At 62.4% G+C, this 20,900-nt stretch carries 22 protein-coding genes and 1 other RNA gene; 9 read left to right on the plus strand and 14 right to left on the minus strand.

Annotation, left to right across the window (positions count from 1 at the left end; translation table 11 throughout):
- The first annotated feature begins 112 nt into the window (after positions 1–112).
- From dusB to ruvB, 6 genes are all read left to right on the plus strand, one after another.
- Positions 113–1,177 (plus strand): tRNA dihydrouridine synthase DusB, encoded by a 1,065-nt coding sequence (gene dusB / locus BLQ92_RS22085; RefSeq protein ID WP_090686663.1) that lies wholly within the window; start codon positions 113–115, stop codon positions 1,175–1,177.
- On the plus strand, positions 1,174–1,407 hold the full coding sequence (locus BLQ92_RS22090; protein WP_007180440.1) for a Fis family transcriptional regulator: 234 nt from the start codon (positions 1,174–1,176) through the stop codon (positions 1,405–1,407). Before dusB ends, BLQ92_RS22090 begins: the two co-directional genes overlap by 4 nt.
- A gap of 56 nt (positions 1,408–1,463) precedes the next feature.
- The gene (gene purH, locus BLQ92_RS22095) at positions 1,464–3,029 is read left to right on the plus strand and encodes a bifunctional phosphoribosylaminoimidazolecarboxamide formyltransferase/IMP cyclohydrolase (protein ID WP_090686664.1); all 1,566 of its coding nucleotides are present in this window, start codon (positions 1,464–1,466) and stop codon (positions 3,027–3,029) included.
- Positions 3,030–3,287: 258 nt separating this feature from the next.
- Positions 3,288–3,830, plus strand: a complete 543-nt coding sequence (gene ruvC / locus BLQ92_RS22100) for a crossover junction endodeoxyribonuclease RuvC (protein WP_090686665.1) — start codon at positions 3,288–3,290, stop codon at positions 3,828–3,830.
- A gap of 95 nt (positions 3,831–3,925) precedes the next feature.
- The gene (gene ruvA, locus BLQ92_RS22105; RefSeq protein WP_090686666.1) at positions 3,926–4,507 is read left to right on the plus strand and encodes a Holliday junction branch migration protein RuvA; all 582 of its coding nucleotides are present in this window, start codon (positions 3,926–3,928) and stop codon (positions 4,505–4,507) included.
- 115 nt (positions 4,508–4,622) lie between these two features.
- On the plus strand, positions 4,623–5,687 hold the full coding sequence (gene ruvB, locus BLQ92_RS22110) for a Holliday junction branch migration DNA helicase RuvB (RefSeq protein WP_090686667.1): 1,065 nt from the start codon (positions 4,623–4,625) through the stop codon (positions 5,685–5,687).
- Between the two features lie 18 nt (positions 5,688–5,705).
- On the opposite strand, the gene BLQ92_RS22115 is transcribed toward ruvB, so the two are convergent.
- The 3 genes from BLQ92_RS22115 to tyrS form a co-directional block, all read right to left on the minus strand.
- On the minus strand, positions 5,706–6,380 hold the full coding sequence (locus tag BLQ92_RS22115; protein WP_090686668.1) for a histidine phosphatase family protein: 675 nt from the start codon (positions 6,378–6,380) through the stop codon (positions 5,706–5,708).
- Between the two features lie 151 nt (positions 6,381–6,531).
- Positions 6,532–6,990 (minus strand): D-aminoacyl-tRNA deacylase, encoded by a 459-nt coding sequence (gene dtd, locus BLQ92_RS22120; protein WP_090686669.1) that lies wholly within the window; start codon positions 6,988–6,990, stop codon positions 6,532–6,534.
- Positions 6,991–7,036: 46 nt separating this feature from the next.
- Positions 7,037–8,284, minus strand: a complete 1,248-nt coding sequence (gene tyrS, locus BLQ92_RS22125; RefSeq protein WP_090686670.1) for a tyrosine--tRNA ligase — start codon at positions 8,282–8,284, stop codon at positions 7,037–7,039.
- A gap of 178 nt (positions 8,285–8,462) precedes the next feature.
- On the opposite strand from tyrS, the gene BLQ92_RS22130 reads away from it, so the two are divergent.
- Positions 8,463–9,596: an anhydro-N-acetylmuramic acid kinase gene (locus tag BLQ92_RS22130; RefSeq protein ID WP_090686671.1), complete on the plus strand. Its 1,134-nt coding sequence runs from the start codon at positions 8,463–8,465 to the stop codon at positions 9,594–9,596.
- Positions 9,597–9,706: 110 nt separating this feature from the next.
- On the opposite strand, the gene erpA is transcribed toward BLQ92_RS22130, so the two are convergent.
- The 3 genes from erpA to rplM form a co-directional block, all read right to left on the minus strand.
- Positions 9,707–10,072, minus strand: a complete 366-nt coding sequence (gene erpA, locus BLQ92_RS22135) for an iron-sulfur cluster insertion protein ErpA (protein ID WP_074262450.1) — start codon at positions 10,070–10,072, stop codon at positions 9,707–9,709.
- Positions 10,073–10,307: 235 nt separating this feature from the next.
- Positions 10,308–10,700 carry a 30S ribosomal protein S9 gene (gene rpsI, locus BLQ92_RS22140; protein ID WP_090686672.1) on the minus strand — a complete coding sequence of 131 codons (393 nt, stop codon included), beginning with the start codon at positions 10,698–10,700 and terminating at the stop codon, positions 10,308–10,310.
- Positions 10,701–10,711: 11 nt separating this feature from the next.
- Entirely contained in the window at positions 10,712–11,140 is a 429-nt protein-coding gene (rplM, locus tag BLQ92_RS22145) for a 50S ribosomal protein L13 (RefSeq protein WP_090686673.1), read from the minus strand.
- Between the two features lie 648 nt (positions 11,141–11,788).
- On the opposite strand from rplM, the gene BLQ92_RS22150 reads away from it, so the two are divergent.
- Entirely contained in the window at positions 11,789–12,211 is a 423-nt protein-coding gene (locus BLQ92_RS22150; RefSeq protein WP_090686674.1) for an OsmC family protein, read from the plus strand.
- A gap of 90 nt (positions 12,212–12,301) precedes the next feature.
- On the opposite strand, the gene rnpB is transcribed toward BLQ92_RS22150, so the two are convergent.
- The 3 genes from rnpB to pyrC all read right to left on the minus strand — a co-directional run bounded on the left by rnpB (position 12,302) and on the right by pyrC (position 14,750).
- Positions 12,302–12,713, minus strand: an RNA gene (rnpB, locus tag BLQ92_RS22155) — RNase P RNA component class A.
- A gap of 124 nt (positions 12,714–12,837) precedes the next feature.
- Complete coding sequence (locus tag BLQ92_RS22160; RefSeq protein ID WP_341806839.1) at positions 12,838–13,671, minus strand: DUF3025 domain-containing protein; 834 nt, start codon at positions 13,669–13,671, stop codon at positions 12,838–12,840.
- A 17-nt stretch (positions 13,672–13,688) separates the two neighbouring features.
- Positions 13,689–14,750, minus strand: a complete 1,062-nt coding sequence (gene pyrC, locus BLQ92_RS22165; protein WP_090686794.1) for a dihydroorotase — start codon at positions 14,748–14,750, stop codon at positions 13,689–13,691.
- Between the two features lie 185 nt (positions 14,751–14,935).
- On the opposite strand from pyrC, the gene BLQ92_RS22170 reads away from it, so the two are divergent.
- A complete protein-coding gene (locus BLQ92_RS22170; RefSeq protein ID WP_090686676.1) occupies positions 14,936–15,871 on the plus strand; it encodes a class II glutamine amidotransferase in 936 nt (311 codons plus the stop codon).
- Positions 15,872–16,051: 180 nt separating this feature from the next.
- Here the strand turns inward: BLQ92_RS22170 and BLQ92_RS22175 are convergent, their stop codons facing one another.
- The 5 genes from BLQ92_RS22175 to BLQ92_RS22195 form a co-directional block, all read right to left on the minus strand.
- Entirely contained in the window at positions 16,052–16,777 is a 726-nt protein-coding gene (locus BLQ92_RS22175) for an amino acid ABC transporter ATP-binding protein (RefSeq protein WP_090686677.1), read from the minus strand.
- Positions 16,774–17,451 (minus strand): glutamate/aspartate ABC transporter permease GltK, encoded by a 678-nt coding sequence (gltK, locus tag BLQ92_RS22180; protein WP_090686678.1) that lies wholly within the window; start codon positions 17,449–17,451, stop codon positions 16,774–16,776. The genes BLQ92_RS22175 and gltK overlap by 4 nt, the downstream gene beginning before the upstream one ends.
- Positions 17,451–18,191: an amino acid ABC transporter permease gene (locus tag BLQ92_RS22185; RefSeq protein WP_090686679.1), complete on the minus strand. Its 741-nt coding sequence runs from the start codon at positions 18,189–18,191 to the stop codon at positions 17,451–17,453. Before BLQ92_RS22185 ends, gltK begins: the two co-directional genes overlap by 1 nt.
- Before the next feature lie 99 nt (positions 18,192–18,290).
- Positions 18,291–19,184, minus strand: coding sequence for a glutamate/aspartate ABC transporter substrate-binding protein (locus tag BLQ92_RS22190; protein WP_090686680.1), 894 nt, complete (start codon positions 19,182–19,184; stop codon positions 18,291–18,293).
- A gap of 238 nt (positions 19,185–19,422) precedes the next feature.
- Positions 19,423–20,727, minus strand: coding sequence for a Glu/Leu/Phe/Val family dehydrogenase (locus BLQ92_RS22195; protein ID WP_090686681.1), 1,305 nt, complete (start codon positions 20,725–20,727; stop codon positions 19,423–19,425).
- Positions 20,728–20,900: the final 173 nt, after the last annotated feature.

Genomic DNA, 20,900 nt, shown 5'->3' on the forward strand with positions numbered 1-20,900 from the left:
TAGGACACCCTCAAGTCAGGTGTCGACTATCCGTTAACGCTAAAATACCGGTTTTCCCTCGTCATTTGCTACCGTCCCCATCACACCGATGTGGGGCGGCTGCGCCCCTGCCATGCCCACTCTCGGCTCCCACAATCTGCGCAACAACCTGTTCGTCGCCCCCATGGCGGGCGTGACCGACCGGCCGTTCCGCCAGCTCTGCAAGCGGCTGGGCGCGGGCTATGCCGTGTCGGAGATGGTCGCGTCGAACGCGCAGTTGTGGAAAAGCGAGAAAACCATGCGCCGCGCCAACCACGCGGGCGAGGTCGAGCCGATCGCCGTGCAGATCGCCGGCGCGGATCCGGCCATGATGGCCGAGGCGGCGCGCTACAACGTCGCCAACGGCGCGCAGATCATCGACATCAACATGGGCTGCCCGGCCAAGAAGGTCTGCAATGTGGCCGCCGGTTCGGCGCTGCTGCAAAACGAGCCGCTCGTGCAGCGCATCGTCGAGGCCGTAGTGGGCGCCGTGGGCGTTGGCCCTGACGCGGTGCCCGTGACGCTGAAAATCCGCACTGGCTGGAACCGCGACAACAAGAACGCCTTGAGCGTGGCCCATCTGGCCGAAGATGCCGGCATTTCCATGCTGACGGTGCACGGCCGCACCCGCGCCGACCTGTATCACGGCGACGCCGAATACGAAACCATTGCCGCGGTAAAAGCCGCAGTGCGCATTCCGGTGGTCGCCAACGGCGACATCACCTCGCCGCAAAAAGCGCGCGAGGTGCTCGCCGCCACCGGCGCCGACGCCATCATGATCGGCCGCGCGGCGCAGGGCCGCCCGTGGCTGTTCCGCGAGATCGAGTATTTCCTGCAGACGGGCGAACTGCTGCCCCCGCCGCGCATCGACGAGATCCAGCAGGTGATGAACGAGCATCTCGAAGATCACTACGCGTTCTACGGCGAATTTACGGGCGTGCGCACGGCGCGCAAGCACATCGGCTGGTACACTCGCGGCCTTTCTGGCGCCAATGTGTTCCGGCACCGCATGAATACGCTGGACACGACGCGCGAACAACTTCTCGCCGTCAACGAGTTCTTCGACGCCCAAAAGGCGTTCTCCGACCGCCTCGTCTACGTGGAAGAGGATGTCAACCCGAACGGCGAGCCGGACCAATCCGACCGACTAGCAGCATGAGCAAGAACAATATCGAACAATCAGTCCGCGACAGCCTGGGAATGTACTTCCAGGACCTCGACGGCTCCAATCCGCACGACGTCTACGACATGGTTATTTCGTGTGTCGAGAAACCGTTGCTCGAGGTGGTGCTCGAGCAGGCCGGCGGCAATCAGTCGCTGGCCGCCGAGTATCTCGGCATCAACCGCAATACGCTGCGCAAGAAGCTGCAACAGCACGGTTTGCTGTAACTCGCTGTCATTTTCTGGCGCCCCTGCCACGTCTTTCTTCGGCTTTCGTCTTCATCATGATCAAGCAAGCGCTCATCTCCGTTTCCGACAAGTCCGGCATCGTCGATTTCGCCAAATCGCTGTCGGACCTCGGCGTCAAGATCCTGTCCACCGGCGGCACCGCGAAACTGCTCGCGGACGCGGGTCTCGCCGTCACCGAGGTCGCCGACTACACAGGCTTCCCGGAAATGCTCGACGGGCGCGTGAAAACGCTGCACCCGAAGGTGCATGGCGGCATCCTCGCGCGCCGCGACCTGCCGGAACACATGGCGGCGCTTGAAAAGCACGACATCCCGACCATCGACCTGCTGGTCGTGAACCTGTACCCGTTCGTGCAGACGGTGTCGAAGGAAGAGTGCTCGCTGGAAGACGCGATCGAGAACATCGACATCGGCGGCCCGACCATGCTGCGCTCGGCGGCGAAGAATCACCGCGACGTGACGGTGGTGGTCGACCCTGCGGATTACGCGGTGGTGCTCGAAGAGATGCGCGCAAACGGCAACTCGGTAGGCTACAAGACCAACTTCCGCCTGGCCACCAAGGTGTTCGCGCATACCGCGCAGTACGACGGCGCGATCACGAACTACCTGACGAGCCTGACCGACGAGCTGCAACATTCGTCGCGCAACACCTACCCGGCGACGTTCAACCTCGCCTTCGAGAAGGTGCAGGATCTGCGTTACGGCGAAAACCCGCACCAGAGCGCCGCGTTCTACCGCGACCTGGCGGCGCCGGCAGGTGCGCTGGCGGACTACAAGCAGTTGCAAGGCAAGGAACTCTCGTACAACAACATCGCCGATTCCGATGCAGCGTGGGAATGCGTGAAGACCTTCGAGGCGCCGGCCTGCGTGATCGTCAAGCATGCGAATCCGTGCGGCGTGGCAGTGGGTGCGGATGCGAACGAAGCGTATGCAAAAGCGCTCCAGACCGATCCGACCTCGGCATTCGGCGGCATCATCGCCTTCAACCGCGAAGTGGACGAAGCAGCAGCGCAAGCCGTGGCCAAGCAGTTCGTCGAAGTTCTGATTGCGCCTTCGTTCAGCGCAGCAGCGCGTCAGGTGTTCGAAGCGAAGAAGAATGTGCGTCTGCTGGAAATCGCTTTGGGCGAAGGTCATAACGCGTTCGACCTGAAGCGCGTGGGCGGCGGCCTGCTGGTGCAATCGCTCGATTCGCACAATGTGCAGCCGCATGAGCTGCGCGTCGTCACCAGGCGTCACCCGACGCCGAAGGAAATGGACGACCTGCTGTTCGCATGGCGCGTGGCGAAGTACGTGAAGTCGAACGCGATCGTGTTCTGCGGCAACGGCATGACGCTCGGCGTCGGCGCGGGCCAGATGAGCCGCGTGGACTCGGCACGGATTGCCAGCATCAAGGCGGAGAACGCTGGCCTGACGCTGGCCGGCTCGGCGGTGGCGTCGGACGCATTCTTCCCGTTCCGCGACGGTCTCGACGTGGTGGTGAATGCAGGTGCGACCTGCGTGATCCAGCCGGGCGGCTCGATGCGCGACGATGAAGTGATCGCAGCAGCCGACGAGCACAACATCGCGATGGTGCTGACTGGCGTGCGTCACTTCCGGCATTGATTCGGGGTTGACGGTCGGAGTTGACTGAACCGGCGCAGTTGCTTCGTTTTTGATCGAGGCTGGCGCGGCAAGCTCGACGGCTTGAGAGAAAACGGCCTGGCGGATTTTCCGCCGGGCCGTTTTGATTTCTGCAGGCGCGCAATCGTCCGGCTGCGGCCAGCCTGGCGAAGGTATTTATTCCGGCTCCGACGGCCCACACACACCGTCGCGCGTCCCGTTCGTTGTAGTATCGCAGGCACTTAGTTCGCAGCACATCCCATGAGAATTCTCGGCATCGACCCCGGCTTGCGTGTGACCGGCTTCGGCGTGATCGATCAGAACGGTCATCAGCTCACCTACGTGGCAAGCGGTGTCATCAAGACCGCCGACGCCGACCTGCCGTCGCGTCTGGGCACGATCTTCGAGGGCATTTCGACGCTGATCCGCCAGCATGCCCCCGATCAATCCGCGATCGAAAAGGTGTTCGTCAACGTTAATCCGCAGTCCACACTGCTGCTCGGCCAGGCGCGTGGCGCCGCGATCTGCGGGCTGGTGGCGGGCGGCGTGCCGGTGGCCGAGTACACTGCGCTGCAGTTGAAGCAAGCTGTGGTGGGCTATGGCCGCGCCACCAAGGAACAGATGCAGCAGATGGTGGTGCGGCTCCTGAACCTCTCCGGCGTGCCCAGCACCGACGCCGCCGACGCGCTCGGCATGGCGATCTGCCATGCCCACGGCGGCAGCACGCTCAGCACGCTCGGGGGCCTGGCGCCTTCGCTCGCCAAGAAGGGTCTGCGGGTGCGGCGCGGGCGGCTGGTGGGCTAGAGGCTCGTCCTCGATCGCGGACGGCTGGCCCTGCAGTCGTCCCGCCACCCACACGCTGCGCTACACTCGCCCTTTCTCTCACGATAGAACCCGCCATGATCGGTCGCATTGCCGGCGTCCTGCTGGAAAAAAACCCGCCACACCTGCTCGTCGACTGTAACGGCGTGGGCTACGAAGTCGACGTGCCGATGAGCACGTTCTACAACCTGCCCTCGACCGGCGAACGGGTGGTCCTGCTCACCCAGATGATCGTGCGTGAAGACGCCCATCTGCTGTTCGGCTTCGGCACCGCAGAGGAACGCGCAACCTTCCGCGAACTGCTGAAGATCACCGGCATCGGTGCACGCATGGCGCTAGGGGTGCTCTCCGGCATGAGCGTGCACGAACTGGCGCAGACCGTCACGATGCAGGACGCCGCGCGCCTGACGCGGGTGCCGGGCATCGGCAAGAAAACCGCCGAGCGCCTGCTGCTCGAACTGAAGGGCAAACTCGGCGCCGATCTCGGTTCGATGGCTGGCGCAGTGTCGTCCTCCGGCCACGCCTCCGATATCCTCAACGCGCTGCTCGCCTTGGGTTACTCCGAAAAAGAAGCCTTGGCAGCCGTCAAGAATGTGCCGGCCGGCACGGGGGTGTCCGAAGGCATCAAGCTCGCCCTGAAGGCGCTTTCCAAGGCTTGACGAGGCTTGGCGTGCTCCGGCATGCAACGGTTAAAGCTTCGCACGCCACGGCCAAAAGCGCACCCTGGCCGTTCGGCCAGATTCGGCGACGAGCGCCGCGCGGTACAATGCAGCCATGATCGAAACCGACAAACTCGCCGCTGAGCGCATCATCGCTGCCACGCCCGTATCGCCGAACGAAGAAGCGTTCGAGCGTGCGTTGCGCCCGCGTCAGCTCGACGAGTACGTCGGGCAGGAAAAGGTGCGCGGCCAGCTCGAAATCTTCATCGAGGCCGCCAAGCGCCGCTCCGAATCGCTCGACCACGTGCTGCTGTTCGGGCCGCCGGGTCTGGGCAAAACCACGCTCGCGCACATCATCGCGCGGGAAATGGGTGTCAGTCTGCGGCAAACGTCGGGGCCGGTGCTCGAACGCGCCGGCGACCTCGCGGCGCTGCTCACCAACCTCGAAAAGAACGATGTGCTGTTTATCGACGAGATCCACCGGCTTTCGCCGGTCGTCGAGGAAATCCTGTACCCGGCGCTCGAGGATTATCAGATCGACATCATGATCGGCGAAGGGCCCGCAGCGCGCAGCGTGAAGCTCGATCTGCAGCCGTTCACGCTGGTCGGCGCCACCACGCGTGCGGGCATGCTGACCAATCCGCTGCGCGACCGCTTCGGCATCGTTTCGCGACTTGAGTTTTACAACCCCGAGGAACTGGCGCGCATCGTCACGCGTTCGGCGTCGCTGCTCCATGCGCAGATTCATCCGGACGGCGCGTTCGAAATCGCCAAGCGCGCCCGCGGCACGCCGCGGATCGCCAACCGCCTGCTGCGCCGCGTGCGCGACTTTGCCGAGGTGAAAGCCGACGGCAATATCACCGCTCAGGTGGCCGATGCCGCGTTGAAGATGCTCGATGTGGATCCGGTCGGCTTCGACCTGATGGACCGCAAGCTGCTGGAAGCGATCCTGCACAAGTTCGACGGCGGCCCGGTGGGTGTCGACAATCTGGCGGCGGCTATCGGCGAAGAGCGCGATACGATTGAAGACGTGCTGGAGCCGTATCTGATCCAGCAAGGTTTTCTGCAACGCACGCCGCGTGGCCGCGTCGCCACGCTGCTGACCTACCGTCACTTCGGCCTTGCCGCGCCGGACTCGTCGAGCCCAGTGCCCGGCCTGTGGGATTCGGGCGCGCCCTGAGTCGAGCGCACGCCTCATTCAAAGCCCAGGCGTGACGATCTTGCGCAGCGTGTCGTCTTCGCTCGGCGCGTCCAGATGCGAAACGTCGGCCCACGACTTCACCGTCGCCTTGCCGCCGCCATCGAACTCCACCACGTTGACGCTCGTATTGAGCAACGCATAGTCACGCGGCACCTCCAATGAGAGGTCGCGCGCAAACCGGTACACGCAGTCGAGCACGCCGCCATGCGCGACGCACGCCACGCGCCCGCCGCGGTGTGCCGAGACGATCGGCGTGATCGCATCCATGACACGGTGGTAAAAGGCGCGCATCGACTCGCCTTCCGGCGGCGCAAAACCCGCATCGCGGGTTTGCCAGTGGTCATATTCGTCTGGGTAGCGTTCGGCGATCTCGTCGCGGTCGTACCCCTGGAACGCACCGTACGAGCGCTCGCGCAAGCCTTCTCGCAAGTTCAGCGGCAGGCCGAGAACATGGGCAATCGGCTGTGCCGTTTGCTGTGCGCGCTGCAGGTCGCTCGAATACACCGCATCGATCCGGCCGCCCTGCTGAGCCTCGTCAGCGAGGCGGCGCGCAAGGCGCTCGGCCTGCTCGAGACCGCTCGTGGCGAGCGGAATGTCGATGTGTCCTTGAATCCGCTTGATGCGGTTCCAGTCGGTCTCGCCGTGCCGGATGAAAAGAATCTGCGTGGACATAAGGAGGGAGTGGGCGTCGTTAGCCGGTTATGCCAAGCCGCTATTGTCGCAAAAGCGGCGGAGGGTCGTGCGGCGGGTTGAGGCGGCTTCAAGCGGGGTCTCAGGCAAATTCAAGGCCGCCCTGGACCACTGAGGGCCACTGAGGGCCACCTCAAGCCTGCGTCTGCAGCCAGAACGTCACAGGGCCGTCGTTGACGAGCGAGACTTGCATATCCGCCCCGAATTCGCCGGTTTCGACTATCGGGTGCTTAGTGCGGGCGGCCGCGACGAAGTAGTCGAACAGACGCTTGCCCTCGTCGGGCGGCGCCGCGGGCGTAAAGCTCGGGCGCAGGCCGCTGTTGGTATCGGCAGCCAGCGTGAATTGCGACACCAGCAGCAGACCACCGGCGCGCCCGGCCCCATCGAAGTTCTGCACGGAGAGATTCATCTTGCCGGCCGCATCGCTAAAGACGCGATAGCCGAGCACCTTCGCCAGCAACCGGTCGGCCGCGGCCGCGGTGTCGCCACGCTCGGCGCATACCAGCGCCAGCAATCCCGCTTCGATGGCGCCGGTGACACGTTCGCCGACGCGCACTTCCGCGCGCCGGACGCGTTGAATCAGCGCGATCATGCGCGGCGCTCCACCAGGCCAAGCGTGAGACGCATGCCGCGCCCCATCAGGCCGTCAAGGTCACGCGTGCGAAACGGCGCTTGCCGACCTGCACGACGTACTCGCCGGCTTCGACCTTCAGGCCCTTGTCCGACACGGTCGCACCATCGATCTTCACGCCGCCCTGCTCGATATTGCGCAGCGCCTCGCTGGTCGACGGCACCAGATTCGCCTGCTTCAGCAACTGGCCGATCGCGAGCGGTGCGCCCGCCAGCGTCACGGCCGGAATATCATCCGGCACGCCGCCCTTCGCGCGGTGGTTGAAGTCTTCGAGCGCGCGCTCGGCGTCAGCCGGCGAATGGAAGCGCGCGACGATTTCCTGCCCGAGCATCACCTTGAAATCGCGCGGATTGCGCCCCGCCTCGATTTCTTTTTTGAAGCCGGCGATCTCGTCCAGAGGACGGAACGACAGCAGTTCGAAGTAACGCCACATGAGGTCGTCGGAGATGCTCATCAGCTTGCCGAACATGTCGGTCGGCTTTTCGCTGATACCGATGTAGTTGTTCTTCGACTTCGACATCTTCTCGACGCCGTCCAGCCCTTCGAGCAACGGCATGGTCAAGATGCACTGGTGTTCCTGGCCGTACTGCTTCTGCAGCTCGCGGCCCACCAGCAGGTTGAATTTCTGGTCGGTGCCGCCGAGTTCGAGGTCCGCATTGAGCGCGACCGAGTCGTAACCCTGCATCAACGGATACAGGAATTCGTGAATCGAGATCGGCAGGCCGCCCTGATAGCGCTTGGTGAAATCTTCGCGTTCGAGAATCCGCGCCACCGTGTAGCGCGAGGCCAGCTTGATCATGCCGTCGGCGCCGAGCGGCATCGACCACTCGCTGTTGTAGCGAATCTCGGTCTTCTCGCGATCCAGCACCAGCGCCGCCTGCTCGAAGTAGGTCTTGGCGTTCGACTCGATCTGTTCGCGGGTAAGCGGCGGACGTGTGGCGTTGCGGCCCGACGGGTCGCCGATCAGCGAGGTGAAATCGCCGATCAGGAAAATCACGGTATGGCCGAGGTCCTGCAACTGGCGCATCTTGTTCAGCACGACGGTATGGCCGATGTGAATATCGGGCGCCGTCGGGTCGAGACCGAGCTTGATGCGCAGCGGCGTGCCGGTGGCCGCGCTCTTCGCGAGCTTCTGTGCGAATTCTTCTTCGATCAGCAGTTCGTCGACGCCGCGCTTGGTGACGGCGAGCGCATGACGGACTTCGTCGGTGATCGGGAAGGCGGGACTGGGCTTGGAGGTGGACTCGGTGCTCATGCTGGAACGGGAGGTCGCAAAAAGAGAGATTGTCCCATAGATGCGCGCGGACGCGTCCGCCGATGGCGCTGGAGCACGGCCACCACGTTTAATCAGGCTCGCAGGGACTACCTCGCCGCCCTTTGCGCTGCTAATCTGCGAGCACGGTTCACCAGGAACGACTGACAGGAGCAGCAACGTGGCGCAAGACAACGCGGCGGACGGCGTCTATTTCGGATTGATGTCGGGTACCAGCATGGACGGCGTGGACGGCGTCGCCGTCGAATTCGCCAAGGGCAAGCCGCCGGTCGTCCTCGCGGAGGCCTTCGTCGGCTTCGCCGAGGGGCTGCGCGAGGCGCTGTTCGGCTTGCAGCAGCCGGGCGAGAACGAGATCGAGCGCGAAGCGCTGGCCGCCAATGCGCTCGCGACGCGCTACACGGTCTGCTGTCACGAACTGCTGCGCGCGGGCAACCTGTCCGCCGCCGAGGTTCGGGCGATCGGCGTACACGGTCAGACCGTGCGGCATCGTCCCGAGAAGGGGTATACCCGCCAGATCAACAACCCGGCGCTACTGGCGGAGATGTCCCACATCGACGTGATCGCAGACTTTCGCAGCCGCGATGTCGCCGCAGGCGGCCAGGGCGCACCGCTGGTGCCGGCCTTCCATGCCACGGTATTCGGGGCGCCGGGCGAAACGCGCGTGGTGTGCAACCTGGGCGGGATCAGCAACATCACGATTCTCAACGCCGCCGGCAGCGTGCGCGGCTTCGACTGCGGGCCGGCCAATGCGCTACTCGACGAATGGGCGCAACGTCACCTCGGGAAGCCTTATGACGAGAATGGGCACTTTGCAGCCGGTGGCCAGGTACATCGTCCATTGCTGAACGCGCTGCTGGATGAGCCGTTCTTCGCCGAAAAGCCGCCCAAAAGCACGGGCCGCGACCTCTTCAATCCCACCTGGCTCGATGCCAGGTTGCAGGCGTTCGCAGGCGTCGCGCCAGCCGACGTGCAGGCGACACTCGTCGCGCTGACGGCGATCACGGTCGCGCGGGAGATCGAGCGGCATGCGTCGGATGCCCGCGCGGTCTACGTCTGCGGTGGCGGTGCGCGCAATCCAGTGTTGATGAAAGCGATCCAGGCGGCGCTCGAGGAAAGCGGTGTGAGCGGCGTCCCGGTGCTGACCACCGAGGCGCTCGGCGTACCGCCCCACCAGGTGGAGCCGCTGGCGTTTGCCTGGCTGGCGATGCGCTGTGTGGCGCGCGAACCGGGCAATCTGGCGGGTGTCACTGGCGCGGCGGGCGAACGCGTGCTGGGCGCGATTTATCCGCGCTGAGAGACGTGAGGGGATGCCTTTTGACGCACCCTTCGCACAAAGCAGGCGCACCAAAGAGAAACGGGGCCAAAGCCCCGTTTCTAAGCACTACCGGTCCAAACTTCGATCGTTTAGACCGAGAACGACGAACCGCAACCGCAGGTGGTCGTAGCGTTCGGGTTCTTGATGACGAACTGGGCGCCGTTGATATCGTCCTTGTAGTCGATCTCAGCGCCAACCAGGTACTGGTAGCTCATCGAATCGATCAGCAACTGGACGCCGCTCTTGTTCATCACGGTGTCGTCTTCGTTGACGGCTTCGTCGAACGTAAAACCGTACTGAAAGCCCGAGCAGCCGCCACCCTGCACGAATACGCGCAGTTTCAGCTCCGGGTTGCCTTCTTCGTCGATCAGCTGCTTGACCTTGTCAGCCGCTGCGTCGGTAAAAACGAAGGGGCTAGGCATCTCGGTCACAGGGGTGTCGGTGACTGCGTTCATTCGAACTCTCCAAAAAAGCTTCTAACCGCTATTGTAGGGCTGATCTCAATATCGTGCCGAAGCCCACAAAATCAATGGGTTCTCTTCGGCAGAGGTATCGTGCCAAGGCGGCCCGTGCAGCACGGCCTTCAGGCGTAACCCCGCGCCACGCGCCAATATGAAAAAAGCCGCCAACGCGTATGCGCCAGCGGCTTTTGCAGCGGTCTGGCCCGAAAGCCAGAGCACACCGAAGCGATTAACGCTTCGAGAATTGCTTCCTGCGACGTGCCTTGTGGAAGCCGACCTTCTTACGTTCGACTTCACGAGCATCACGCGTAACGAAGCCAGCCTTCGACAGTTCCGGCTTCAGCGTTGCGTCATAGTCCATCAGCGCGCGGGTGATGCCGTGGCGAACCGCACCGGCTTGACCCGTTTCACCGCCACCCGACACGTTGACCTTGATGTCGAACGTGACGCCGTGGTTCGTGAGTTCCAGCGGCTGACGCACGATCATCAGCGACGTTTCGCGCGAGAAGTAGTCGGCGATGGGCTTGCCGTTCACAACGATTTCGCCCTTGCCTGCCTTGATGAACACACGTGCAACGGCGCTCTTGCGGCGGCCCGTGCCGTAATTCCAGTTACCGATCATGTGGGCTCCCCTTAGATCTCGAGCGCTTTCGGCTGTTGTGCCGAATGCGGGTGCGTTGCTTCAGCGTAGACCTTCAGCTTCTTGATCATCGCGTAGCCCAGCGGGCCCTTCGGCAGCATGCCCTTGACCGCTTTCTCGAGCGCACGGCCCGGGAAGCGTTCTTGCATCTTGCCGAACGTCGTTTCGTAAATACCGCCCGGGTAGCCCGAGTGGCGATAGTACTTCTTGTCCGTCGTCTTGTTGCCCGTGACACGGAGCTTGCCGGCGTTGATAACGATGATGAAATCACCGGTGTCGACGTGCGGAGTGAATTCAGGCTTGTGCTTGCCGCGAAGACGGTGTGCCACTTCGCTGGCGACACGCCCGAGAACCTTATCCGTCGCGTCAATCACGTACCATTCGCGCGTAACCTCATGGGCCTTTGCGGAAAATGTCTTCATGATCGATCCAAAAATAATTGCTGCGCCCTGTGTTTTTTCCTGCTTGTAATGTGCGCATCGAGGCGCGTGCAGGCTCTCCCTGTTCTTCCTCCGCGGGCACGAATGCGGAAAAGCCTTGGATTATAAAGGAAATTCCGGCCCCGAGTCAAAATTTGAGGCAAGCGGCGAGCAGCATCGATTGGCGCGAGCGCCGCAACGGTCAGGCAAGCGTCCAACGGGCGAAAAAAAACCCGAACGAGCGGTTCGGGTTTAATCCACCATTGGAGGAGGGTGGAGGAGACATGCGGAGGTTGCCGAACTGCGACAACCAATGGAAATGATTATATGAGTCGACCTTGTGCGACGCAAGAATATTTGCATTGCGAAACGCAACACCACAATATGAAACGCATACGGTCACCGAAAACAGACCACAAATTTGATACGAATCAATGACATAACCGCGATCTGACGCGCTTTTCCCCGTAAGAATCTAGAGTAAAACCCCTAACCACGTCAGGGCATTCCCGCACCCTCAAACCATGCCGCACCGCAACACGCAAGGCATCGGCGAGCATAACGGCACGCCGGAGTGCCCTCGGGCGAACGCGCAGGCATCGGGCTACAATGCCATCTCGAATACAAAGCAATGCGAGCTGGGGTATAGGCATGGAATGCAAAGTAAGCTGGATGGGGCAAGACGGCATGGCGTTCGCCGCCGAAACGAGTAGCGGCCATCTCGTCGCCATGGACGGCGCGCCGGAAGGCGGCGGCCGCAATCTGGCCCCGCGGCCGATGGAAATGGTGCTGCTCGGCACCGGCGGCTGCACCGCGTACGACGTGGTGATGATTCTGAAGAAGAGCCGCCAGGAAATCGCCGGCTGCTCGGTGACGCTGAAGGCCGAACGGGCCAGCGAAGATCCGAAGGTGTTCACGAAGATCCACTTCCACTTCACCGTGACCGGCAAGAACCTGAATCCGGCCACCGTCGAACGGGCGATCAACCTGTCGCACGACAAGTACTGCTCGGCGTCGATCATGATCGCCAAGACCGCCGAACTGACGCACTCGTTCGATATCGTTGCGGGCTAAGCCACGCGGCAACACGGCGCCGCAGTACAAAACGGCAGCACCAAAAGGAAATGCCGGCATCCTCGCGGACGCCGGCATTTTTCTATTCAACGGCAAAGCAGGCCGATAAGCCGGATTCTGTGCACGCGCCGCGCCGAAGCGCCGCGCGCGTGGCAGTCATTCCTCTAGGCGCGCCATTACTGACGCGCTCAAGCTTCCTACCCGCAGACGTGACGGGGGCCCCATCCTGCATCTCGAAGATGCTAGCCTGCCTACTTGGAATTGCTCCGGGTGGAGGTTACCGTGCCGGTCTGCCTCGCAGCAGCCGCGGTGCGCTCTTACCGCACCGTTTCACCCTTACCTGATCCCGGCTTGCGCCGGGCCATCGGCGGTTTGCTTTCTGTTGCCCTGTTCCGCGTGTTGCCACGGATGGCCGTTAGCCATCACCCTGCCCTATGGAGTCCGGACTTTCCTCGCCCTCTTTGACCGAAGCCGCCGAGGCCGCGACTGCCTGACCTACTTTGCTGGCGGCGATTTTAACACCGATGGTCTGGCCGGCTGCGGCAGACGCTGAAATAGACACGGCTCGGCTCGGCTCGGCTCGGCTCGGCTCGGCTCGGCAAACAGCGTCGTGCACGCGCCTTGGGTCAGCGTACGCGGCGCCCCGCGCGAAACACGGCGGGGTCGTCATAGAACGAGAGCGCTTCGTTTTCCGGCCACCAGCCTGGGATACCCAGCACCGGAAGCGGCGCGAACAAGCGGCTCGTCAATTTCTGTGTAGACAAAAGCGCACTGCTGACCGCTTCGTCGAGCCACGCATCGCGGGCCGCCGTGGGCCACGAGAAGTATTCAGGCGGCACGTCGACAATCCACGTATGGCCGGTGCACGCCTTATATGGCGAGATCAGCTTTTCCAGCAACGCGTGACCAAAGCAGCGCACCTCGCAGCGCGCACCCCACGCCGCCCGATTGGCGACCAACAACGTCGACCAGTCGAAGCCGCGCAAGGCGTTGCTGAGCGCCGGATCGGCGCAGGCGAAGAGCAACGCATTCTCATCGAACAAAGTCAGCGCATCCCGCACGCCGCCGCGCGTTGGACCTACGCCCAAGGCGTCGATGGCAGTGGACTGCCGTGTATTCAGCGCCGCCTTGATGCGCGGGAACGCGAACCAGACCGAGGCGTTGAAGAAATCGTGCAGGTTATGGCGAGTCGGCACACAGCCGGTCGCCGCAATGTGCGCCTCGTAGGCGGAGCCTTCCGGCAAGTCGTCCTGAGCGATGAATGCGAGCCGCTGGCCGCGGCCCGTGCTCTGGCAGGACTGCTGCGCATCCGCATTCATTTCCGCAAGCAGCGCCGCGTAGCTCGTCAGCGCGGCCTGTTGCCAGCGCACACCGCGCGCGGCGAACTGCGCAAACCACGGCAGCGACCAGTCGATGTCGGCAAAGCCACCCGGCTTGCGTGCTACGTCCTGCGCCCTCACTAGCCCCTGCCCCAGCCTCAGACCAGCCGCCAGCCGATCGTCTCGCCGCCACGCAGCGGCACGACCGGCGTATCGCCGACCGGCAGTTCCGCCGGCAGCGTCCATTGCTCGCGGCGCAGCGTGACCTGCTCGCTGGCGCGCGGCAGACTGTAGAAGTCCGCGCCGAAGAAGCTCGCGAAGCCTTCCAGCTTGTCGAGCGCGCCAGCTTGGTCGAACGCTTCCGCGTACAGTTCGAGCGCGTGCAGCGCCGTGTAGCAACCGGCACAGCCGCAGGCGTGCTCCTTCAGCCCCTTCGGATGCGGCGCGCTATCCGTGCCGAGGAAGAAGCGCGGATTGCCCGAGGTTGCTGCCTCGACCAGCGCCACGCGGTGCGTTTCGCGCTTGAGCACCGGCAGACAGTAGTAGTGCGGACGAATGCCGCCCTGGAAGATCGCGTTGCGGTTGTACAGCAGATGGTGCGCGGTGATCGTCGCGCCAAGCAGTCCCGGCGCCACGCCGGCTTCGCTGATATAGTCCACCGCGTCTTTGGTCGTGATGTGCTCGAACACCACCTTGAGCGCCGGAAACGCGCGGCGCAGCGGCGTCATCACGCGGTCGATAAACACCTTCTCGCGGTCGAACAGGTCGATCGAAGAGTCCGTCACCTCGCCGTGCACGAGCAGCGGCATGCCGGTTTCCTGCATGACCTCGAGCGTCTTCGCGCACTTCATGATGTCCGTGACGCCCGCGTCCGAATTGGTCGTAGCGCCCGCCGGATATAGCTTCACGCCATGCACGAAGCCGCTTTCGCGGGCGCGGCGGATCTCGTCAGGCGGCGTGTTGTCGGTCAGGTACAGCGTCATCAGCGGCTCGAACTTCACGCCAGCCGGAATCGCGGCGACGATGCGCTCGCGGTAGGCCTGCGCCATGGCCGTGATGGTGACCGGCGGCTTCAGGTTCGGCATGATGATCGCGCGGCCGAACTGGCGCGCGGTGTGCGGCAGGACCGCCGCGAGCATCGCGCCGTCGCGCACGTGCAGGTGCCAGTCGTCGGGGCGGGCGAGCGTCAGGGAATCGAGGGAAGCAGTGGAGGCAGTCATGGCGTGAAGTTGACCAACCCGGCGCCGCCGCAGCAGCATTGACGTGGATAAACCGCAACATTGCGGTATATACATAGGTCAATTTAGCTATTTGACGCGCCTGGCTCGGTGATATGCTTGGAAATCATCATTGTAACGGCTCGCGCCCAGACGGGCCGGCCGTTAAAACGCTCCGCTTCAGCACCATGTGCCAACTTCTCGGAATGAACTGCGCCGCGCCGACGGACGTCACGTTCTCGTTCACCGGCTTTGCGGCGCGCGGCGGCGTCACGGATCACCACGCCGACGGCTGGGGGATCGCCTTCTTCGAAGACAAGGCTTGCCGCCTCTTTATCGACCATCAATCGTCGGCTACCTCGCCGATCGCGGAGATGGTCAAGCGCTACCCGATCAAATCGAAGAACACCATTGCGCACATTCGCAAGGCGACGCAAGGGCACATCCGGCTGGAGAACAGCCACCCGTTCATGCGTGAACTGTGGGGCCGTCACTGGATCTTTGCGCACAACGGCGACCTGAAAGACTATTCGCCGTTTCTGACCGGCGTCTACCAGCCGGTCGGCACCACCGATAGCGAACTCGCCTTCTGCGCGCTGCTGCAAGGCCTGCGTAAGGCTTTCCCCACCACGCAGCCGCCGCTCGACGAACTGTTTGCCGTGCTCGGCACGCTCACCCGTGAAATCACGCAGTTCGGCGTGTTCAACTTTTTGATGTCCAACGGCCAGGCGTTGTTCGCGCATTGCTCGACCAACCTGCACTACATCGTGCGCCGCTGGCCGTTCTCGACCGCGCATCTGGTCGATGCGGACGTGTCGATCGATTTCGCGAAATACACCACGCCGGAAGACCGGGTCGCGGTGATCGCCACCCAGCCGCTGACCGATAACGAAGTGTGGACGGCGTTCAAGCCCGGCGATCTGCTGATGTTCCAGCATGGCGAGGTGGTCGGGCGCGTGAATGTGCCGGTGCCGCCGTGTGTGCTCGAGAAGCTGCGCAATCCGGCGCTGGATGCGTCGGCCTCAGCGTCGACGATGAGCGCGTCGATTCATCCTACGCCGCAACTCGAGCCCGTCACGCTTGACGTTGAAGCGGCAGACGACGCCGCAGCTTTCGAGTCCTGACTAACTGCCAGACGGACTGACTGCCGGACTAACCGGCTGACAGCGCAAGCCGCGCTCCCAAACGTGCCGGCTCTAAACGAAAAAGCCGCTCCCAAACGCATCGGCCCTAAAAGGAAAAGCCGCTCCCAGAGCGGCTTTTCCTTGTCCCACGCACGCAACGCAGCGCCTGCCGCGCCCCGCTCAGTGCAAAATCTTCGCCAGAAAATCCTTCGCCCGATCCGACTTCGGATTGGCAAAGAAATCTTCCTTGCGGTCGTCTTCGACGATCAAGCCCTTGTCCATGAAGATCACGCGGTGCGCGACCTTCTTGGCGAAGCCCATTTCGTGCGTGACGCACATCATCGTCATGCCTTCCTGCGCCAGTTCGACCATCACGTCGAGCACTTCGTTGATCATCTCCGGATCGAGCGCCGAGGTCGGTTCGTCGAACAGCATCGCGATCGGGTCCATCGAAAGCGCGCGGGCAATCGCCACGCGCTGCTGCTGACCGCCGGACAACTGCCCCGGAAACTTGTCCGCATGCGCACGCAGGCCGACGCGGTCCAGCAGCTTGAGCGCCTTTACCGCCGCTTCGTCCTTCGAGCGGCCCAGCACCTTGATCTGCGCGAGCGTCAGATTTTCCGTGATCGACAGATGCGGGAACAGTTCGAAGTGCTGAAACACCATGCCGACTTTCGCACGCAGTTTCGACAGGTTGGTCTTTTTGTCGCCGACCGATTGGCCGTCGATGGTGATCTCGCCTTTCTGGAACGGTTCGAGGCCATTGACCGTCTTGATGAGGGTCGACTTGCCCGAGCCCGACGGACCGCACACCACCACCACTTCACCCTTTTTGACTTCCGTCGAGCAGTCGGTCAGTACCTGAAACTGGCCGTACCACTTCGAAACGTTCTTGATAGAAATCATCTTGCAACCTTTTTCTGAAGACCTTTGACGAGGCTCGACGCAACCACGCAGACCACGAAATAACACGCGCCCGCGAACAGTACCATTTCGACGTTCGTGCCGTCACGATCGCCAATATTCGTCGCCGTGCGGAAGAAATCGGCGAGGCTGATCACATAGACGAGCGACGTGTCCTGGAACAGCACGATACCTTGCGTGAGCAGCAACGGCACCATCGCCCGGAACGCCTGCGGCAGGACCACGAGACGCATCCCCTGCGCGTAGCTCATGCCGAGCGCCGACGCCGCATTGATCTGACCACGCGGCACCGCCTGAATCCCGGCGCGAATGATCTCGGAATAGTACGCCGCTTCGAACAGCGAGAACGCGACCATGGCCGAAGCCAGCCGGATGTCGATGTCCGGCGAAAGACCCAGCCCATTCTGCAACACCTGCGGCACGATCAGAAAGAACCACAGCAGGACCATCACCAGCGGAATCGAACGGAACACCGTGACGTAGGCTTTCGCAAACCATTCGAACGGCTTGAACGACGACAGCCGCATCATGGCGAGCAAGGTGCCCCAGACAATGCCGATCACGATCGCGACCAGCGTGATCTTGAAGGTGACGACAGCGCCTGTCCATAGCGTCGGCATGGCGCCGGGAATACTGCTCCAGTCGAAATGATGCATCACTTGCCCCCGATGTAGCCGGGCAGCCGGCTTTTCTGTTCAACCCAGCGCATCAGTTGCATCACAATCAGGTTGATCAGCACATACGCGAGCGTCACCGCGATAAACGACTCATAGGTCTGCGACGTGTAGTCGACCAGTTGCCGCGCTTCAGCAGACAAATCGAGCAGGCCGATCGTCGACGCCACGGCGGAGTTCTTGAAGATATTCAGAAACTCGGAAGTCAGCGGCGGCACGATGATCCGGTACGCCACCGGCAACAACACATAGCGGTATGTCTGCCATTGCGTGAAACCCATCGCCTGCGCAGCGGCACGTTGACCGCGCGGCAAGGCATTGATACCCGAGCGCACCTGCTCGCACACGCGAGCGGCGGTGAACAGCCCCAGACACACAATCGATGCGGAAAAGAACTGCACATTCGGCGGCAGTTGCTTGAACCAGTTGCCGGCCGAAACGGGCAACAGTTCTGGTATCACGAGATACCAGATGAAGAACTGCACGATCAGCGGGATATTACGGAACACCGCCACATACAACGTGCCCGCACCGGCGAGCCAGCGGTTCGGCAGCGTGCGCAGCACGCCGAACAGCGAACCGACGAGCAGCGCGATCACCCATGCCGATAGCGACACCGTAATCGTCACCCAGAAACCCGACAGCAGCCAGCCGAGATAGGTGGTCGGCTCGCCAGTGGAAACCGGACTCAGCAGAATGCCCCAGTTCCAGTGATATGACATGACAAAGACTCCGAGACAGCAGCAAAAAGAAACGGAAGAAGCGCGACGCTCCTTCCGTTCGGGTCTGTTCGACTAACGCGTTGAATTGACCGCTAACGCTTAATCGATAGCCTTGTCATTCGGGCTCTTGAAGAGCGCCTTCATGTCGTCGCTTTCCGGGAAGTTCAGGTTCAAGCCCTTCGGCGGAATCGGCGTTTCGAACCACTTCTTGTAGATCTGATCGGCTTCGCCCGAGGTCTCGACCTTGGCGATCGCGTCGTCCACGACCTTCTTGAACTCAGGATCGTTCTTGCGCATCATGCAGCCGTACGCCTCATGCGACTGCGGTGCGCCGACGATGACGTATTCGCCCGGGTTGTTCGATTTGGCGCGCTCGCCCGCGAGCAGCGCGTCGTCCATCATGAACGCCGCAGCGCGGCCAGTGGAGAGCGTCAGGAACGACTCGCCGTGGTCTTTCGCGCTGATGATGTTCATGCCCATGCTCTTGTCCTGGTTCATCTTGCGCAGCAGACGCTCCGAGGTCGTGCCGGCCGTCGTCACCACGGTCTTGCCCTTCAGGTCCGCCCAGTCCTTGATGCCCGAATCCTTCTTGGTCATCAGGCGCGTGCCGATTACGAAGATGGTGTTCGAGAAGGCCACCTGCTGCTGGCGCTCGGCATTGTTGGTGGTCGAGCCGCATTCCATGTCGACCGTGCCGTTCTGGACCAGCGGAATGCGGTTTTGCGACGTCACCGGCGTCAGCCTGACCTTCAGGTTCGGCATGTTGAGTTTCTGCTTGACCGCCTCCACCACCTTCAGCGCGAATTCCTGCGAATAGCCGATCACGTTCTGCTGATCGTCGTAGTACGAAAACGGAATCGACGACTCACGATGCCCCAGCGAAATAACGCCCGTGTCCTTGATCTTTTTTAACGTACCGGCGTCCTGCGCATGCGCGCCCATCGACAACAGTCCGAGAGTCGCAACCAGCAGCGCAGCTTTTTTAACCTTCATGGGTCATCTCCTTGGCAAGAACCGCAGCAGTGTAGCAAAGTAATTATTTTGAAAGGAACACTGTAAGCTAGTATTTACCCGTGTTGCATCAGCGCGACGCCCGTGGCATGGCTCGACCGCTATGCTAACCCAAGACCAGCAAAGACAAAGCGGGCGGCATCGAATCGATGCCGCCCGCCCTGGTACTACGCGCGGCTCGTACGAACCGCGCCAAAACTGAAAGCTTAGGCCCGCCTGATCACGGATACAGGCCGCGCAGTTCGCGCGCTTCGAGGATGCGCTTACAAGCCACGATAAACGCTGCCGTACGCACCGAGACCTTCTGTTCGCTCGACACTTGCCACACCGCGGCAAACGCTTCGCGCATCACGCGTTCGAGACGCTGGTTGATCTCGTCTTCGGTCCAGAAGAAGCTCGAGAAGTCCTGCACCCATTCGAAGTACGACACGGTCACGCCGCCGGCATTCGCCACCACGTCAGGGATCACGAGGATGCCCTTGTCGTGCAGGATGTCGTCCGCAGCCGTCGTGGTCGGGCCGTTGGCGCCTTCAACGACGATCTTGGTCTTGATCTGGTTGGCGTTTTTTTCGGTGATCTGGTTTTCCAGTGCAGCCGGAATCAGGATGTCCGATTCGACGGTCCAGAAATCTTCGGCCGCAATCGCGTCCGCTTCCGGGAAGCCGCCCACGCCACCGTTCTTCGCCACGTGCGCCAGCAGCGCAACGGCGTCGATACCGGTCGACTTGTAGATCGTGCCGGTGTGGTCCTGCACTGCGACGAGCTTCGAGCCGGCTTCCTGGAACAGGCGTGCTGCGATGCCGCCCACGTTACCGAAACCTTGCACGGCGATGCGTGCGCCTTCGATGTCGACACCAATGCGGCGCGCCGCTTCCGATGCCACCACGAACACGCCGCGGCCAGTTGCTTCCTTACGGCCGAGCGAACCGCCGAGCGTGATCGGCTTGCCGGTCACGACGCCGGTGGCCGTTTGGCCCTGGTTCATGGAGTACGTGTCCATCATCCACGCCATGATCTGCTCGTTCGTGTTCACGTCCGGCGCGGGGATGTCGGTGTTCGGTCCGATGATGATGCCGATTTCGCTGGTGTAGCGGCGCGTGACGCGCTCGAGCTCACCACGCGAGAGCGTACGCGGATCGACGCGAATACCGCCCTTCGCGCCGCCGTACGGCACGTTCACAGCTGCGTTCTTGACCGACATCCATGCGGACAGTGCCATCACTTCCGACAGCGTCACGTCCTGGTGGTAACGCACGCCACCCTTGCCCGGACCGCGCGAGACGTTGTGCTGCACGCGATAGCCTTCGAAGTGAGCCACGGTGCCGTTATCGAGTTCGATAGGCACGTCGACCACGAGAATGCGCTTCGGGCGCTTGAGGGTTTCGAGCCAGCGCGACAGCGAGCCGAGATACGGCGCGACGCGGTCGACCTGACGCAGGTAGTTGCCCCAAGGGCCGAGGTTGTCGCTATTCAGATAGGACGGGACGGATTGCAACGACGATGCGGACTGCGGTTGGGATGACATGAACGCTCCAAGCGTTTTGACCGAATGGCGACATTGTCGAAAAAGGCCAATTTGAAATCCAATGCCGTTTGGTCATCCCGTTATGCCTTTCGTGCATAACGTTAAAATTCTGCAAAAAGCTGTCGCATAAGGCGCAAGAATACGCCGGCACCGCGCCACGCCACTCACCGCGC

The sequence above is a fragment of the Paraburkholderia phenazinium genome, from assembly GCF_900100735.1.
Taxonomy (GTDB): Bacteria; Pseudomonadota; Gammaproteobacteria; order Burkholderiales; family Burkholderiaceae; genus Paraburkholderia; species Paraburkholderia phenazinia.

Coding starts and splice junctions, on each gene's coding strand:
- BLQ92_RS22195 (WP_090686681.1), bottom strand. CDS start 20,727: ATGTCATCCCAACCGCAGTCCGCATCGTCGTTGCAATCCGTCCCGTCC.
- pyrC (WP_090686794.1), bottom strand. CDS start 14,750: ATGACTGCCTCCACTGCTTCCCTCGATTCCCTGACGCTCGCCCGCCCC.
- BLQ92_RS22115 (WP_090686668.1), bottom strand. CDS start 6,380: ATGTCCACGCAGATTCTTTTCATCCGGCACGGCGAGACCGACTGGAAC.
- BLQ92_RS22185 (WP_090686679.1), bottom strand. CDS start 18,191: ATGTCATATCACTGGAACTGGGGCATTCTGCTGAGTCCGGTTTCCACT.
- purH (WP_090686664.1), top strand. CDS start 1,464: ATGATCAAGCAAGCGCTCATCTCCGTTTCCGACAAGTCCGGCATCGTC.
- dusB (WP_090686663.1), top strand. CDS start 113: ATGCCCACTCTCGGCTCCCACAATCTGCGCAACAACCTGTTCGTCGCC.
- ruvB (WP_090686667.1), top strand. CDS start 4,623: ATGATCGAAACCGACAAACTCGCCGCTGAGCGCATCATCGCTGCCACG.
- rpsI (WP_090686672.1), bottom strand. CDS start 10,700: ATGATCGGTAACTGGAATTACGGCACGGGCCGCCGCAAGAGCGCCGTT.
- erpA (WP_074262450.1), bottom strand. CDS start 10,072: ATGAACGCAGTCACCGACACCCCTGTGACCGAGATGCCTAGCCCCTTC.
- rplM (WP_090686673.1), bottom strand. CDS start 11,140: ATGAAGACATTTTCCGCAAAGGCCCATGAGGTTACGCGCGAATGGTAC.
- BLQ92_RS22150 (WP_090686674.1), top strand. CDS start 11,789: ATGGAATGCAAAGTAAGCTGGATGGGGCAAGACGGCATGGCGTTCGCC.
- BLQ92_RS22170 (WP_090686676.1), top strand. CDS start 14,936: ATGTGCCAACTTCTCGGAATGAACTGCGCCGCGCCGACGGACGTCACG.
- tyrS (WP_090686670.1), bottom strand. CDS start 8,284: ATGAGCACCGAGTCCACCTCCAAGCCCAGTCCCGCCTTCCCGATCACC.
- dtd (WP_090686669.1), bottom strand. CDS start 6,990: ATGATCGCGCTGATTCAACGCGTCCGGCGCGCGGAAGTGCGCGTCGGC.
- ruvA (WP_090686666.1), top strand. CDS start 3,926: ATGATCGGTCGCATTGCCGGCGTCCTGCTGGAAAAAAACCCGCCACAC.
- BLQ92_RS22175 (WP_090686677.1), bottom strand. CDS start 16,777: ATGATTTCTATCAAGAACGTTTCGAAGTGGTACGGCCAGTTTCAGGTA.
- gltK (WP_090686678.1), bottom strand. CDS start 17,451: ATGCATCATTTCGACTGGAGCAGTATTCCCGGCGCCATGCCGACGCTA.
- BLQ92_RS22090 (WP_007180440.1), top strand. CDS start 1,174: ATGAGCAAGAACAATATCGAACAATCAGTCCGCGACAGCCTGGGAATG.
- BLQ92_RS22190 (WP_090686680.1), bottom strand. CDS start 19,184: ATGAAGGTTAAAAAAGCTGCGCTGCTGGTTGCGACTCTCGGACTGTTG.
- ruvC (WP_090686665.1), top strand. CDS start 3,288: ATGAGAATTCTCGGCATCGACCCCGGCTTGCGTGTGACCGGCTTCGGC.